This is a genomic window from Delftia lacustris, assembly GCF_040267515.1.
In the GTDB taxonomy this organism is placed as follows: Bacteria; Pseudomonadota; Gammaproteobacteria; order Burkholderiales; family Burkholderiaceae_C; genus Comamonas; species Comamonas tsuruhatensis.
This window is the reverse complement of sequence record NZ_CP141273.1, coordinates 67,805-84,955: the sequence shown is the minus strand read 5'-3', so window position 1 is coordinate 84,955 and position 17,151 is coordinate 67,805. Positions and strand designations below refer to the sequence as shown.

The 17,151-nt window shown below is 56.6% G+C and carries 9 protein-coding genes; 4 read left to right on the top strand and 5 right to left on the bottom strand.

All coding sequences use genetic code 11. The features are described from left to right. The first annotated feature begins 72 nt into the window (after positions 1 to 72). From U6958_RS00460 to gmtX, 4 genes are read left to right on the top strand one after another with little or no spacing between them, the layout of a single operon-like run. Positions 73 to 378 carry a hypothetical protein gene (locus U6958_RS00460; protein ID WP_012204582.1) on the top strand — a complete coding sequence of 102 codons (306 nt, stop codon included), beginning with the start codon at positions 73 to 75 and terminating at the stop codon, positions 376 to 378. Positions 379 to 385: 7 nt separating this feature from the next. Beyond that, positions 386 to 1,786, top strand: coding sequence for a gamma-mobile-trio recombinase GmtY (gmtY, locus tag U6958_RS00455; RefSeq protein ID WP_012204583.1), 1,401 nt, complete (start codon positions 386 to 388; stop codon positions 1,784 to 1,786). A gap of 9 nt (positions 1,787 to 1,795) precedes the next feature. Beyond that, a complete protein-coding gene (locus U6958_RS00450; RefSeq protein ID WP_012204584.1) occupies positions 1,796 to 4,405 on the top strand; it encodes an integrase family protein in 2,610 nt (869 codons plus the stop codon). Then, complete coding sequence (gmtX, locus tag U6958_RS00445; RefSeq protein ID WP_012204585.1) at positions 4,402 to 5,082, top strand: gamma-mobile-trio protein GmtX; 681 nt, start codon at positions 4,402 to 4,404, stop codon at positions 5,080 to 5,082. Before U6958_RS00450 ends, gmtX begins: the two co-directional genes overlap by 4 nt. 165 nt (positions 5,083 to 5,247) lie before the next feature. On the opposite strand, the gene U6958_RS00440 is transcribed toward gmtX, so the two are convergent. The 5 genes from U6958_RS00440 to traN form a co-directional block, all read right to left on the bottom strand. Then, a complete protein-coding gene (locus U6958_RS00440; protein ID WP_083393695.1) occupies positions 5,248 to 9,183 on the bottom strand; it encodes a conjugal transfer protein TraG N-terminal domain-containing protein in 3,936 nt (1,311 codons plus the stop codon). A gap of 8 nt (positions 9,184 to 9,191) precedes the next feature. After that, entirely contained in the window at positions 9,192 to 10,694 is a 1,503-nt protein-coding gene (locus tag U6958_RS00435; protein ID WP_074924355.1) for a conjugal transfer protein TraH, read from the bottom strand. Position 10,695: 1 nt separating this feature from the next. Then, complete coding sequence (gene traF, locus U6958_RS00430; RefSeq protein WP_208607096.1) at positions 10,696 to 11,649, bottom strand: conjugal transfer protein TraF; 954 nt, start codon at positions 11,647 to 11,649, stop codon at positions 10,696 to 10,698. A 2-nt stretch (positions 11,650 to 11,651) separates the two neighbouring features. Then, entirely contained in the window at positions 11,652 to 12,623 is a 972-nt protein-coding gene (locus U6958_RS00425) for a hypothetical protein (protein ID WP_139093355.1), read from the bottom strand. 566 nt (positions 12,624 to 13,189) lie between these two features. Next, positions 13,190 to 17,110 (bottom strand): conjugal transfer protein TraN, encoded by a 3,921-nt coding sequence (gene traN, locus U6958_RS00420; RefSeq protein ID WP_074924357.1) that lies wholly within the window; start codon positions 17,108 to 17,110, stop codon positions 13,190 to 13,192. Positions 17,111 to 17,151 lie beyond the last annotated feature (41 nt).

The window sequence follows — 17,151 nt, the reverse complement described above, 5'->3', positions numbered from 1 at the left end:
CTATCTCTGGCTGTTTCGAGTAGCCGTCTTTCTTTGAAGACGAGTAGCAGGTGGGGTCCGGGGGAGGGACGTATGGGACGACTTTTTGTCGATAGCTTGACTCTGGGGCGCTGGCGGGAGCTCGATGCCTTGTTGATGCTGGAGAAGCTGGAGAGCTACGTAAAGGCCGACGACACGTTTGAGCCACTGAGCACGCACGGCACCCAGCGCTATCACATCAATGTTGAAGGGCGGGATTTCGAATTGCTGCTGCGCGGCCCCAAGTTCTTCGATACCCGGCTCCAGCGCTGCGGTGGGGGCGCCATGGATATGGTCATGCATGCGCGCCACATCGATTTCAAAGGCGCAACTGACCTGTTGCGCACCTTGGCTGTCTAGGTCGACCATGTTCGTGACCGTCAAAGCCCGTGTCCATACTGATGCCACCGGGGCCTACGCCGAGTTGCCTGCGTTACTGACCCCGGCGGGGGTGCTGGAGCCCTTGCTGGACTATTGCCTGTACCGCAGCCACGACCGCAGCTTGGCCTGGATGTCGAAAGTGACCCGCTCGGTGCGGATGTTCCTCGAATACCTGCAATCCAACCCTGGCGAGCGCGACACCTACCGTCTGTTCCAGAACTTCGCCCAGCGGCTGTACACCGGCACCTTCGACCGTGCGACCGGTCTGGACCCCAGTGGCCTTTGCTGGGCGCCGCGCTCGCCGCAGGATGCTTCGCACATCGTCACCCACCTGACCGACTTCTTTGACTGGCTCGGCGAGATGCGTCCCGAGGCGGCCCAGGTGAACCCGCGCTACGCGGGCGGCGCCTTCGACCGCCAGACCGATGAAGCCGCCTACCAGTACCGGCGCAGCAAGGCCTTCCTCGGGCACGCCTGGGCGGCTAACGCTTCCCCCGCCGAGACCGGGCACCGTGTCCGGGGCCAACGCCTGCCGAGAGTTGAGAAGGGTGAACCGCCAGCCTTCCCGGAAGAGCGTTTCGAGGAACTGCTTGCCAAGGGATTCCATGCAGCTGGACGCCAGGACTACCGTGGCATGCTCATCACGTTGCTGCTGCACGGGGCCGGTTTCCGAGAGTCGGAGCCTTTCCACCTCTACATCTCCGATGTATTCCCGGACCCAGCCAACCCGAGTCAGGCCAGGGTGCTCATCCATCACCCGAGCCATGGCGGAGCACCCGCCGATTGGCGCGATGAAAGAGGCAAGTCACGCAAGGGCAACCGGGCGGAATACCTTGCCCAGCAATTCGGCCTTGTGCCTCGCAATGAGTTGATGGACAGGCGCCATGCCGGCTGGAAAGGCGGTACGCATGACGCGGCCTACTACAAGCAGGCGTACTGGTTCTTGCCAGAATATGGCAAGTGGTTCCTGCAACTCTGGCACCGTTACCTGGAGCAGGTCGCGCGTATCGACCGTGGCCACCCGTTTGCCTTTATCAACCTCAGTCGAGAGCCAGTGGGCGGGGTGTACACGCTCAACCAGTACAACAAGGCGCATGCCGCCGCCTGTGAACGTATCGGTCTTACGGTCGGCAAGGCACTGGGCACGACACCCCATGGCCACCGTCACGCCTATGGTCGGCGGCTGCGCAACGCCGATGTCGATAAGTCGCTCATCCGTCGCTTTATGCATCACGCATCCGAGGAGAGCCAGCAGGTCTACACGCAAGCGACCACCCACGAGGCCATCGCAGCACTTGAAACCGCCGCGCAGCGACTGCGGGCTCAGCACGCCGGCCCTCCGACTGTGCTGGGCCGGCCACAGCCGGGTATCGAGCTAGATGAATAGGTAATCCGTATGACCGAAAAGAAAACAACGACTACGGCCAAGTCATCTACCGCCCCGGCTCCCAAGGTCAAAAGGGTCTCGCGTAAAAGCGACATCACCCTGCGCTGGGTCGAACTGGAGCATCCACAACTCGAGGCCTGGCGCGTATTGGCAGTGGAGTGGCTCCAAGGGGAAACGAGCGGGGTTGGGTGGAGGCTTAATGCCTTGGCGGCCTTCTTCGAACGCTACCTCGTCCAGCAGGGGCTGCCGCTTGACCCCTCGGTGTTCCTGGCCCGCAGCACGGTCCTGCCGGACTTCTACCGCACGACCTGCCCGGATTCAGCGAATGGCATCCAGTACAACAATAACATCCACGCCTTCCTGCACTTCGTGCTGCTGCGGGAGTTCAGCGAAGCCGACGACAATGGCCAACCGGTGGTCTCACCAGCCTTCCGCAACCCTGTGCTCCGGATGTCCAAGAGTGGCCTGCCCAGGCGGGATGAGAGCGTCCACTCGCCACTGCCCTATGGGTACATTGACGAGTTGCGGCAAATGCTGGCAGCAGGCCCAAACTTCTGCGACTGGCCGTGGGCGCAGAGCGCTCTGGGTGTGGAAATTGGCCAGCGCGGGCAAGGTGCACCTGATTGGTTTGAAGTGACCGAGGGCCAGATTGACCGGAACGACCCCGACTGCGTGTGGCGAGTCCGCAAGGTGAGTCCGAAATATCGCGGTGGCCAGGTGCTGGAGATGTGGAGCCCGGTGCGTTGGGTTGCCCTGCTCGTGAAGCTCATCCTGCCGCTGCGAACCTTCCAGGTGCGCATGCTCGACTCGGGCGAAGCGGATACCTGGCGCTATTCAGCGGGTGAGTGGACTTTGAATACGAACCGACTTGCACGGGGCAGCGAACGACGCCCCCTCCAGCAAGGGGTGTTTCGCCGCAGCAACCCGCTCTCCGATGGTAAAGATGCATCAACCGTGCTTCACATCAACACCAACAAGACTGCGGACATCGCCAAATCCGGTACAGAGAAAGGCTACGTGTTGCCCTGGTCCTTAGGTGGACCGGTACATCAGGACGTCTTTTACTGGCTAGAGAAGCTGCGCAATTGGCAGGAGAAGTACAACCCCGTCTCACGGCGCGCAGCTTGGACGGAACTGGATGGCCGCCACATCAAGGCGAAGAGCGAGGTGCAGCTCGCTGGCTATCCTGACGCTTGCTTCCTCTTCAGGTTCCCGGAGGCCCGAGACGACGAGCGGCATCTGGCGATGGTGGATGGTTCCATGGATAGGGCGTGGTTCGTTCTGCTGGAAGCGCTCGAACTGCGACTCGCCGACCTGGGTGAAACCCACCGTAACGGAAACCCGATTCGCTTCCTCCCGCCGCCAGAGGAGCAGAACAATGGGCGGACAACCCTCTTCCCGCTGCACAGCCTGCGCGTCTCCCTCATCACCGCACTGGCTCTGGAAGGGCAGGTACCGTTTCCGATACTGCAAAAACTCGTCGGCCACAGCCGGCTGCTGATGACGCTCTACTACACCAAGCCCGGCGCAACCCACATACGAGATGTGCTGCATGGTGCTGCGGAGCGGCTGGAGGCGCGCAAGGAATCAAGCATCCAGAACTTCCTACTGGATACCGCACACGACGAACTGCTGCAAAAGGCCATCTGCAACAGCGTGCCCAGCCTTGCCGCTGCCATCCCGCAGCATCCCGCTGCGCGCAACCCGGTAGGCTGGATGCCGATGCACCATGGTCTGTGTCTGGTCGGTGGCAACACGAGTGAGACTGAGGATAACGGCGTTGTGGGCGGCTGCTATAACGGCGGGCCAAACCTAGGCTCACCTTCCGCTCCGAAGTACGGAGCGGTTCCGGGCGGCAGTCGCAATTGCGTGCGTTGCCGCTGGTTCGTGACCGAACCACACCACCTGCCTGCGCTGGCAGCCCACTTCAACACACTGGCCTATCACTTCGACGAGGCACGCAACGCCTGCCTTGCGCGCGAACAGGAGCTTCAGGGCCTGAAAAAGCAGAAGGCTGACGCGGAGGACGCTGGACATCCGTTTGCTTGCCAGGACGCTTACCGGCAGGCCGAGCGGGTGTGGGAAAGCGCGATGAAGCGCTTCAGCGACTTGGCCGAAGACTTGGTGGCCTGCTGGCGTCTTATTGAGCGCTGCAAGGCTGCGCTGAATGCCGCAGAAGGCGACGGCACGCAACTGGTCACGGTCGGCGAGGTGGCCGACGTGCAGGTTGCCTTTGAGGAGACGGACTCCGAACTGCTCCAGTTGAGCGGTGTCTGCGACAGCGTCGAGGTCTACCCCGACCTGGAGCCGGGAAAGGCGGTCTTCCGCCGCAGCCAACTCCTCGATGGTGTGCTCTATCGTGACGACCTGCCACCCGTGTTCATGCTTCTGGGCGAGCAGGAGCAACTGCTCGCGGGCAACGCCTTCATGCGAAGACTGGCCCAGCAGATGAACGCTGCGAATCCCGTGCTTGGCCAGCGGGAGGTGATTCGCCTGATGGACGCAGGCGTACGCCTCAGCCAGCACTTCAACATGGACCTCGCTTCGCTGCTGCACGCCGACCGCCCGGTTCAGTCGTTCCCCTCCGGCCCCCGACCCTTGACCGGAGACGCAGCATGAGCGGCATGACGGACATCCACCCGGACGCCGTGCTTGCGTCGCTGCTCGACAAGGGCGGACGCTCCAATCGACAGGCCAACCTGGCCAAAATGCACGAGCTTTGCCGCCGGCAGCACGCAGCCGGCTCGCGCGACTTCTCCCTGCCGGCCATCGGCCGCCTAGCTGAAGCCGAAGGCATCCTGAAAGGCCGAGCGCTCTACAACGCCCAGTCCGCCGACTATCGGGTGCTCATTAAAGCGTGGTCCGCCTATGCCGGACCCGCTGAGCCCAAGCTACCCAAAACCTTGGCGAGCCATGACTACCTGATGCGCATCGAAGACCCTGCCATCCGCTCCATCATGCAGGCCGTCATCGCTGAGCGCGACAAGCTCAAAGCGCAACTCAACGTGCTGAAGGCCCACACGCTGGTAACCGTGGATCGACGTCCCTTAGGGGCGACCATCTCTGCTGCTCCGGGGACACTGCCGGTGGCTGTCCTCGCCCTGTCTGCGCAGTTGACGTCGTCGGAGCGTGAAGCCTTGCAGAAAGCGGTTTCGGCAAGCTACCTTGAAGAGCGCGGCTTGAAGGAAGGCAGCCACGGCGAAATCGTCAACGAGCGCGGACGGACGGTGTTCGAGGTGGGCTTTGCTCGTGCCGTTCGCAAGGTGCTGGGCGAATCCACGCCCAAAATTCCATGAAAAAAGCGCCGAAGTTGCCCTCGGCGCTTTGTAGTTACGATGTATTACGATGTATCTCTACACCGCAATGACTCGTAGAAAAAAATCAATTCTGACAAGGCTCTACGCTCATTCACCCACATCCTATGTATGTTTAGGGAATGAGTCCTTACGAGGGCCTCTTTTTTATTTGGGGGGAGCAATCGATTTCTTGTTGTTTTCTCCGGGGACTTGACGAGATGTCGCGCCTCCGGGAACCGGCCGTCCTGGCTTTCCTCCAACATCTTGCTCCGGCGCTGCCCCCACCCCACCCGAGGCGCCTCCTTGTGGGACAGTAGTTGTAGTTCCTAATGTCGGTAATGACGCCCCACCGACATCTTTTGAAATATTTTGAACGACCGTACTCCCAGCGCTTGCAGCACTTGTTACTGATCCGGCCACCGATCCAGCCACTCCCTGCATATTCACCGTGCCACCATTTATTGCGGCAGCAGCGGGCGAAAGCCCACCCCCTTCACCCTTGGAAATTTGAGCCGCAGAGCCTGCTTGCCCATTCGAAGGAGCGGTCACTGGCGAGTGAGCTGACGGACCACCTACCTCCTTCGAAACGCTTGTGACAACGTTACTCCCGGCTGGAGCGCCATTCACTAGTGCTCCAGCCACGGATCCCGCCGCGCTCAGCATATTCACAGAGCCACCACTGATGGCCGAAGCAACGGGAGAATGGCTGCTCAACTCCGGCTTGGCCGCTTGGCTATGCGGCGCAGACTGGCCCCCAGCAGACTGAAGGTGAGACCCGCCAGGATCCTTTGAAGGGGCTTGTGCAGTTTTGCTACCGGAATTAGCTCCATCCGATAGCGACCCGGCAACGAATCCCGCCGAATCCAGTGCCTTTCCTGTAGCTCCACTTATCGCAGAAACAGCGGAAGAAAGGCCACCTGCGTCTGCCTGCGGAACACTTCCGGCATACAGAGATCTGAGCGTAGCACCTGGGTCACTGGGCGCCGCATTCTTCAGGTTTAACGCAGCTTGAGTATCCTGAAGCCTTTCTAATGGTGATGGAGGTTTACCGCCAACGGCATATCCGGCGCCATCATTTGTAGGAACGAACTGTTGACGCGAAGTGGCATTTGCCATTCCCGTGACCAATGGCGTGCTATCGCCTGTATGCTTTTCGAACTGAACGTTACCCTGCTGAGCTTGGCCAACTGACTCTTTAGCTCTCGCTTCAACTGCACCATTCTGAGCTATGGTTTCGCTATAGATTCCGCCCGCAGCCGCGCGTCCTCCTGCAATCCGGTCATTTGCACCAGCTGCAAGTTCTTTCTGCCGATCCGGATCAAGGCCACTCTTCACCGCCGCTTCAGTTTGCGCCATAGCTGGCTTCATCCCGGCTTGCATGCTCGCCAGGCCCTTTTCAACTGCCGCAACACGTTCGACGGCGGCAGCGGCTGCCCCCACACCTGCAGAAACGTCGGCAATGTTTGCCGCCGTGGCAAGTTTCGCCATCGCATTTAGCGATGCTAGCTTTTCCGACGGGCTCGCTGCCGAGGCGTTCATTGAGGTCAAGGCTTTCCAAGCGGCCGCGCCTGCCATCTGGTCTTTGCTCATGCCAGATCCGAAAGCCTGCTCCATTTGCCTGTAGTTACTCCCGAATGAGCTGAGAAAGCCTTGAAGTGCCTCACCGGTCAATGCGCCTCCCATCGCACCTTGTATTTTCCCAAGAGCTTCAGCTTGATGGCGCGAATCGCTGCCGCTCTTGCCTGCCTGCGTTTGTCCCCACTTATTCACAAAGTCTGATCCTTCGACCTTAGCGCCTGTCTTTGCGGAGGCATCCATAGCCGCCGATTTTGAGAGCTTATCTGCCTCGTCCAATGCCTTTGCGCTTGAGGCAAGTTTCGTGAGTGTATTTCCTAGCTGCGTCGCCTTCTGCCCAATTTCAGACCACTGGGAGCCAGATTTTCCAGACGATCCAGTATTGGCACTTTCACCGTTGGACGCTGAGTCGCGAACACCTGACGATGCACTCCTCTCGTTCTTTAAGCTCTTCAGTTCGTCCAGGCCCGCAGTCTGGGTTACTCCATGACTAATTCCAGTGGAGGCTTGAATACCTGCACTCCCAGATATCCCAGTAAAGGTCCCAAGTACTTTCCCTGGGAGAGAGTCCTTTGAGTTAATTCCTGCTTGGATATTCCCTGAGAGGGCTGCATTTCTCGCAGCTGTGTTCATTTGCCCAGTGCGCAGATTCACTGATTGCCCATCAGAACTAAGCGTTCCAGTGGAAGCATCCCACGTCACAGTGCTGCCTCGGCTGGACAGGTAATTTGCGACTTTTGCCCCATCAAGATATTTACCACCGGATGCGATTAAGGAAGAAGTGTCGTTCAACGCCTGCGATTGGGACTGCTCAACTTTCTGACGCGCGGCTGCTGACGTCTCAGACGAATAATTGGATGAGCTTGCCACACCGCCACCGAAATCCATGCTCCCCAGACCAGATAAATTCGCAGACGCATCGCCAAGCACTCCAACGGAATCGCCTGTCATACCTCCACGCATTGCGTTCTCGGATCCGGCAATTGCAGCGCGCTGCGCAAGAATAGGACTGCCAGCGGATCCTGCGCCGCCAACAAGAGGCGAGCCCTTCCCACCGCCAGAACTTCCACCTGCGCCGCTTGCTTCTCCTGTAGAGCCACCACCACTCCCGCTAGGAACCGCTTTGCTGATCATGCTCGACATGGCAAACATCGAGCCAGTAAGTATCGCGAACATCAGGTATGGAGCATTCTGGATCATGTTCCCAGCTGCTATCGTCGATGTCATCGTCTGGCGCATCATCATCGCCATGTACGCAGGGGATAAAGGTTCGCCCAATGGAGGAATAGGCGCAGGAATACTCAGAATATCTCGCTGATACCAACTTGTAATGATTGCCATCATCGGAATCCAGCTTTGAGTCCACAGCCCAAATACGATATACGATACAGCCACCTTTACCCCACTTTGGGGGTTAGCAGCAAGCATAAACATGACTATCGGCGTACTTGCAATGAATATAAAGAACAACACATCCATGAATTTTGGAGCTGTTGTACTTACCATCATGCTTTGGGAGGCCTCAGATTTTGCCCAATTGAACAACCCCGAGTCTCTCATTATGGAAATCGGCTGATCAATTGGCGTATGGCCAACATACTTCAGCGAATCGGCCATTGAATATGTCATGATGTTGAAGACACTCCTGGTATCAATCCTTGAGGAGCTATCGGTCAACTTATTGATCATTCCCATGGCGGTATCATAGTCAATCGTCCCATCATCGCGAATGACTGCTTTGTTTTGCTTTATTTCTGCTTTGTTTGCGAGATTTTTTATTGTTTCAGTTACCTCATTACTGCTTCCATTGCCAACACTATCCTCATAGTTTCTAAGGTATGAGGCCGCTTCTGAGCAGGACGCAGCGCGTCCGCCGCCACCGCCCGTTACATACGGATTACCATCATCATAGATCACAGTACTTCCAGTCTCCGTCAGAGTTTCCGACAGTGCCTTCAAAACATAGCGCTGGTTAGCAAATTCGGCTTTAGACAAGCTAGGGCCTGAACAGTAGCGTACCGCAAGGCGCATTGTCTCAACTAGATTCTGAGAAAGGCAACCTAGCGGTTCAAGAGGGCAAGCTGCGAAGCTCATCAACACCCGTGCAGGCGAGAATGGGTGCACATCACCAGACACCGATAGATAGTCTCCATTAACGTTGACCATTACCTGCTCTATTCGATTGGTCATCATTAAGGCAAAGCTGCCGGCCAGCGTTGCGGGAAGCGCAATTGCGTACGGCACGTTGTCCACGACCCGTGGCGGCGCCGAATTATCAAACTGTTCTATATTGACAGTCGTCTTAGGAAGAAAAACAACCCAAACTACAATTAGCTGAATCAATATTACATCGAGCCGCAAGCCTTTTTGGACGACAGTTTGGCCAAGAATGAAGAGGAGCGATATCAATAGCCCAGTCTTGACGATCGAACCAACCAATGACTCTTGGCCGAAGAACATAGCCATCGACGTCATCGCACTTCCGATCACCACAGGATCGGAAATTGTATAGATAGTAAACGCCATATTCTTCCTTAGCGCTTGTCGCCAGAGCCGGACGCGCCACGCATTTGAGATGCAGTTAGCCGTTGATTTATGACCAACGAGTCGTATACAGCTTTGACCATAGAGTTCATCTTGTCGGCATCAGGCCGCATCTTCATGAGCGCCTCTTCTTTGATCTTCAACTCCGCAGCGTACCCATCTGGCATCATGGCTTTCGTTTGCTCAGTGAAGGCCGACTTTCCTATGGTAAGCAATTCGATGCCGAGCATATAGCCGAAGTAGTCTGGCAAATACTGAGCCACGATCAGGCCGATCTGCTCAGGTGCGCCTGGTATCTTCTGCGCTTCAAGCAAGAAATGCAGCAAAGGAAATGGTGTCATATCCAATATAGCCTGAGACCTCGCATCGAGCGATCCTGAAACAAGCGGCCTCTTATTGGCAAAAGAACCGACAATGGAGCTATCCGTCCAGTTACTTCTAATCTCAGGCCTGGTAGTTCCAAACAGCGCTTGATTGACAATGTCCTCGACACCACCCCATTCGCTAATAGGAAGTTTCCTGCTGGAATCGATTTTTGTACATTCCTGACTTTCATTTATGCAGGAGTAAATCCCAACTCCATCAGGACTGAATCTGCTGGCTTTGAGAACCTGGTCCCAATTGGCAATCTTCGAAGGGTATGTCTGCACCGGTTGATCACAGACCTCCGGATTCACACCTGGTCCGCAGCTCTCACCGGCCTCTGTTGCACGGTTTACAGTGGTACCAAACAAACCCATGATTATTTCAATTGCTTGCCTTTTTGTCATGAAGACCTGGAGGGTGTTAGCGCCTTTACCCATTGTCTCATTTGCAGCGCGCCACACGAAATTGCCCACATTCGGATTGTTATCTCGGGCTTGTGCATTTCCACCAGCCGTTGCTGCGTCCGAAGGTGTTTGACTTTGACGCTTACTTTCCCCGGAGACCCAGTCCGCAGTTAAGCTAAGCGCGCCAGATAGCGCCGTCCCCACTCTTGCAGCTTGCTCCTTCAGCTTAGGCTCAATCGAGCCAGAAACCATGGAGTTCGCAATGGCACATGTGTTTTTCGCCATTGAATTGAGTGTTTCCATTGCTTGTTGAAGGCGCGATAAAATCTCGTCACATGGATTGCACATCAATTTGATGGCGGCCTTTACGGCGAACCCTGTAGCATTCGCAGCGATAGAGCGCAAGAGCTGTTCAAACTGCGCACCATTTATAAATGAGAAGCTGCCAAAGAAGATATCGATTCCACCACACCCCGCGTCAATTCTGGGGGGTGCAAACTGGACAATGTTGATGCCTCTTCCGGGCGATCGTATAGATAGCGATCCGCCGTAAACCCCCATAAGGCGCTGCGATTTGTATGTTTGTGCATTTGTTGAAGTGGTCACAAACATGTCATTCATTGCTTCCTTTAGGCCCGCACTAGCCTCGGCAGGCATTAAGGCTGCCATTGCTGCAATTGTGATTGCGGTTACGGTAGCTCTGAACCTTCGAGCTTTTGCCATGTCAATACCTCTTTTGAATTTTTTCTTGCGCGCTGGGGACAATTGCTTTCGGATCCTTTTCAAGCGCGCGGCCAATTTCCTTGATGTCTTCGGTCGTCAGGATTCCTCGCTCCTCAGGGAACGCATCTTTACGTGCTTGCCCAGTAACCAGTCCAGCAACATCCCCGGCGATCAGAATCCGTTCTTCCAGCAAATCCTGAGACAGCATCCCTTGAGTAATCACGGTGATGTTGTCCGGCGGCGCCACCAGCGCGACGGCGGGCCTTACCTGTATCTTTAGGTGGCGGCCTTGGCCGTCATCCTTCCGAACGTCGCTTTTCCCCATGAGCCAACTTGGCCGCTCCCCATCGGGGGTGATGTAGATCACCTCAAATCCACGCTCTTTCGCTGTTCGTTCCACGATTGGGTATTGAAGCGAACAGAAATGGCACTTATCGTCTAGGAAGACCCACAAGCCGGCTTTTTTTGAGATCGCCTCCGTGGCCTTCCTCTTTTGTTCCAAGGACCACCGCTGGTAGCTACCTCGCATTGCACTGGAGAATGGTGAGCGTACTGACTCATCCAGAAGTGGATCCAGAAGCGATTGACGCTGAAAGGTCCGAGTGAAATTGCTTGCCTTATCCAGCATCACCCGCGTTGCATAGCGGTACGCCTGGACATTCTCGTCGGTAGGGTTGTCCACCGCATTGTTGAGCAGACGTGGGTACTCAGTCTGGAACCATTCCACCGATAGCGCTTCTGGCTTCTTAGGCTTGCCGATTTGAATAACTGCGGGCGCTTGCTTCTTCAGCTGCTGTGGGGCCTCCTCAATTTTGAGCGGCTCTTTCGGCTCTGGCTCGACCTGGTACCAGAACCAACCCTCTTCTGTCTTCTTGAAGGGATCTCCTGCTTGCTGCGCTTGAACTGCGGAAGCTGCAATAGTCGCTATTGCTACCGACAAAAGGATTGTTTTCATATTCACTCAGCGCACAGATCGACGAATTCGAGTTCGTTTTTAACGGCCATTGTGTTTCTATACCCTGCTTCAATAGCCTCTTCGAGACGCTTTTCCATCTCAGGCGAAAGCCTGCGCACCCGCGTTTTTAGCGCCCCTTCAAAATCCGCGATTTCACGAGCAGCACCCATCCTTGCAGCCATTCGCCAGTGGTACTGGGCCATGAAGCCGTCCTCGTCTGGAAGCCATCGGGCCGCGTAGATGTCTCCGGCCAAGAACATGATCTCGGGGGATTGCCACTTCCAGCGGTTCACCATCATCCGGATCTCTTGCATCACTACACCCTTTTCGGTAGTCGGGAGCTTTGGTATGGACTGGACCAGCAGGCGCATGTAGTGGTAAGCGCCAGGCACGTAGGCATTGCGAGCCGAGGTTCGGTAATGGATAAATGCCTTCTTGAGATCTGGCTTGCCTGCCGTGCCTGCCTCGTTAAGTAGGCCGGCAACATAATGTGAATATGAGCCGACCAACCCACGCGAATTCTGCGTGGCAGCGCCAGATTTCTGAAGCAAGTCCAAGATCAGGCGCGCATCACTTGCGCTTACGCCATTGGGGCTTCTTCGATAGAGCATCAGCGCACCATTCCAGCCCGCTTCTACCGAACGTGTGGCCTTAGAGTAAAGGCGGTATGCCAGCTCCTCGTTGCGCTCATAGCCATAGAGTCCCTTTCGCGCTACATCCCCTCGGGCGCGCAACATGGCCACGTCCTGATTCTTCAATCGCTGCGTGACCAATTCGACGGCCTTCTTCTGGGTTCGCGCGTCCGCCTTCGATGTGCTGGCCGCTTGACTGAGTAGGAGGCACGCAGTTAGCTTCGTTGTGTCCTGAGTAGATTCGCGGATTGCCGTGACCACTTGGTCAACATCGCCGGCAAAGCAATAGCCGGACAACAGCCCCACAAGAAGGCCCGCATTCATACGCATACGCAGACTCATGTCAGCAGCGCCTACGTGGGTCGTTGTTGGGCGCGATCGCCTGGATGCGCGCCTCGTCAGGCGGGGGAATCATTAGCGAGGATTGGGGGAGTGCCGTACCCTCATCCTCGTCCCCGCCTGCCACCGCTCGGCGGGGCGAAACGCCGACGCGTTCCCGTGCTGAGGCGGGCGACCTGGGGGCCTTTCGATCTCGTGCATCGCCCGCGCGTTGGCCATCAGGCTTTGCTGCCCCAACAAGCACTAGCGCAACGATTGCCAATCCACCCACTGCCGCCATCAATGCTGCGCCAGAATCCATCTCGCAATCCCCCTTCGTAAGACGACAGGAGCTCCTCAAATGAGTGCCCCCTTGCGCGTCCTATCGTACGGAGTGAGACCAAGAAAAGTGGCCCGAAAAGCTACTGAAACAGAAGCTTTTCCAAGAAAAATTGGGGCGATCGAAAATCTGGAGCATGGCGTACCGTAGGCATTTCATCGCCCCCCGGGAGTTGGAAGCAACCGCCAAACCGATCTCCGGCCGTTGTTTCTAGGAGCCTTCTGCACAATCCATCAACCGCTTATTCTAATTAAGGCTTTGTATTGCACCCAGGATATACGAACGGCATTTTCTTCTTATTTGCGTCGTAGCAGTGCTCCTCAACTTCGTCCTTAAGAGCATGGGTGAAGCTTGTAGCCCTGTCCATAGTCGTTCCAAGGATCTCGGCAGACTTGACGGCTGGAACTCTATGGTCATACGCATTTTCTGTGTCTGGATTTCCGGCAATCGCCATAGATGGCTTGATCTTGTTCTGCGAGATACCGAAGTTTGTCGTCGGATCAGCGGGATTTAGAAGCCCCGCTTCAATCAATGTATCTGTCCATTCTGTCAAGTCAATCCTCGACCAGTCTATCGACGCTAACTCAAATGCGGTGAATCCTCCGCAATTTATGCTGCAGCCACCCAGTTGGCGTCCATCTTTTGTAGAGCGAAAGCCATAGGGGCGCTGACCCGTAAGGTTCTTGGAGACTATCTGTTCGCTAATCACTCGCGAGACAATCGATTTGTAGCAGCAATATAGCTGCCGCTTCTCGACGCAACCAATCAGAAAGACTTTCTTCGAACAACAGGAGCCGACATCTGTACATAAACGCCACTTGTCACTCATTCCCCATTCGAACTCCTCTTGCTTACAAGCGAAGATTATGTGGCCGATTAGTCGTGCGATTGAGTAAACCATCATCACTGTGCCTAATCCGTCAACTAAGTTCTGCATTCCAGGAGTTAGTTTGAGCGCACCGCCCGGTGCGGCCTGAAACACCATGCCGGAAAGTTCTTGACCACCGATTTTCATCAAGACGTCATTTAGACCTTTGTATAGGAACTGTTGAAACTGTGTCATTAGCCCTTCAATCCCCAACCCTTTACTCACTTCCCCCACCCCCATGCTCGCCACCTCCGAAGTGGCTTCCGAGCCTATGAGGGTATCGAAAGAAGCGCGGAACGGTGCCACCAGGTTGTCAGTCACCCACGACGCCGCCGAGGAGTACAGGTTCGTCACTTCGGACGAGACATCACCGAATGTTCGAGCAATCGAGTTGTAGATGTCGCTGCTCGCCATCACATCCTGGACCACTTTCGTCCGGCCCAACTTGTTCAATGCGGACATCGCCTGCAGGTACTCCATCCAGCCGGGCGCTGATTTGGCCCCCTTTCTCGCTTCTTTGCAGCAATTTGGTGTGAGGCCGATCTGATGCCCAATCGGAATCTTGCAGTACATTGCCTTGCCACCAAAGATATATGGCGTGCACGCCTGATCCACGCTCTTTGGTGGCTCGCCCGTCTCTTCGCACACCATTTCATTGACCATTTGATTGATGGCCTCCATGCCCGAAGCAGCGCGAGCGAAATCTCCTTGATGCGAGCCAGTCAAGTTCGGCCGATGACACTCTGTCCCCAAGCAACGCATTGCACCCGAGCATGCATCGCCCTGCTCTTCCACCGAGACAGGGATTTTCAACTCTCGGGTAACGCCGCAGTCGTAGGCAATCGAGGGGTTGTAGCACTGCCCGGTGAAAATTCCTTTGAATCGGTTGTCGCACTCATCACGTGTTGTCGCCCGCTTGCATGAGGGGGAGCTTTCCAGCGGCACATCGTTGTCGTCCGTCGCCAGATTGCAGTCGGTTGCCCATTCCGCACCGTCCCGCATGAAGGTCTTCAGCCTGCTACTTACCTCCATCGTGGCACAGCTCGTGAACGATTCGGCGTTAGCCTGCCAGCACATCGGATCGTCAAGCAGCTTGAGTGGCGGCCCGTTCGGTGTTGGCTCCGCGCCTGATCCGTTGTCGTAGTCTGGTTGAACGACCGCTGATGCATCAGTGCCCCATTTTTTGAGCAACTCGACGATCCCTCGGTTCGGAAGGTTGGGCCCGAAAGTGACGTCGCCAACCGTCCGCGTTGGAGCCGTATCCGTGCAGGTCAGCTTTGCACCCTTGCAGAACCCGTCTGCGGCGTACTGCATGTAGCGCTCGCAGCCCGCGAAGCTGTTAATCGCAATGCTGTAGATCTTGGCCATTAGCCTGACTTCGTGCAGTGTGCCGTCCGCGAACACCGTTCCTGTCGGCATCCAGCTTGAGCCAGACACGCCATAGTCCGTGAAGTCTCCCGTTCCTCCAGCCTGTGCATAGACGCCGTTGACCACGAAGAGCTTCGGGTCACCTCCCATGGGGGTATGGCGGTACTCCACGTACTGGCCTTCGCTCGATCCGCGCGGATCGTCAGGCAGCTTTTCGGTGGTGCAGTTCTCCCCCGCTGGGCATGTAGCTGCCCCCATGATCGTGAAGTCGGTTCGCAGGGAGCCTGTCACGTTCATCGGATCTTTGCGGTAGGTAAATTGAGGGAAACCCTCCGCGTCCTTGACCTGCAGCTTCGTCACTGGGTCGATGACCGGCACCTTGACCTTGTTGAATGCCGTTACCGACATGAAGTTGTGCTCACCGACGTATGCCAGGCCGAAACTGCGTTTGACACCCTGACAACCTTGTGGAAACGGGTTCACAAGGGTCTCAGAGCACATTTGAATATCGGGATCTCCGTAGGTGCCACCCTGAATCACGTCGATACGCGAAACCGAATCACGTCGGCATGAGCCGATCAGCTGCTTGGCCAGATCACTGTTTCCAGCATTGACGCCGCGTATAACGCCTGAGCGTAGATCGGCGTTCGCGGAGAAATCGTTACGGCTTGCATTGGCCGCAAGCTTGTCATTGAACTCTTTGCCGAAGCGATCCGGGCTTGGATTCGCGGCATCGTTGTACATGAGAACAATGTTCGCACCGTAGGCCCCTGGGCACCAACGTACGGGGTCACCACCAACAGATGGGACTTCGCATTGCTCGGGCGGGTCCGGAGGGCATGGCACGCCGTCCACTGGCTTTGAATACGTCACCTCCGACTGGTACAGATCAGCGGCGAGATACGCGGCTGAAACGCCGTAGGGAACCGCATATCCAGCAACTGGCTTCCAGCCATCAGATGGCGTTCCATAGCTCACAAGTCCAGGGTCGAGCACCCGTTCGATGGCTCCTCCACGTGAGACACCGAACCAGTGGTTGTATGTGAAGTAGTTGCGCCCCGTGGGCTCGGCGAAGGGTGTGTACGTGTAGCGGATCGCGAACGTCTCATCGACTTGGTCCCAGATAACGTTGGCCACGCCGCCAAGCGTTGCCCTCAGCATGTCCACCTTGCCGCGCTTGTACGTTGTGGGCTTTGTGATGAACTGATGATCGACTGGGCTAGTGTTCGGAATAGCCACCTTCTCGATGTCGAAGAACTCGACTTTGAGAATACGATGTTCAGGCGATGTAGGAGCCAGATCGATGTTCTGTCGCGACTTCAGCGCGAACTGAGTTCGACGGCAACCGTCTCTGCGGAGGTTTCGCCTGTTTTGCTCGGCGATGGACTCCATCTTTTCTGGGTTGTTGTACATCTGGGCGCCGATCTCATGCATCTCGGCCACCTTCTGGTCGCTGAACCCCGGCATCATCTCGTTCAAGTTGGCGCGATGGTTCGTTGTCTGGTTGACGCCCGGTTCGGCCCTCTTTGTTTCCAGCGTGTTTTGATGGAAATCCATGCGCTGGTAGTTCTCTTGCGCCACTGAGTTCGCCGACTGGGCGCTGCGCACCATGTCTTCACGCGTCCGCTGTGTCACACGAGCTGCTTGCTTTGCCGCGCGCTCTGCGTCGCCCGGGTCTGCGACCATCTTCGGTGTGCGCACCGGTGCCGACGTGTCCTCGGTCAAGTTTGGAGACCTTAGCGCCGCTCCAGTTTGATACTGGCTACGCATGAGCTTCGACGCACGCTGGTTGATCAGCTGGTTCGCGGTCCCCTCATCCTGGGTGCGCGCTGTCGCGGCCCACTCATTCTGCGCAGCCGTAGAAGGCGCGGGCAGCGCCTGAGCGTAGGTGAGTACGGAAGTGGTAGGCATCACTACCAAGGCCCACGACAGCATGAGCCGCCCACTCCAAACGATAGCTGGGTTCCGGGACAGCG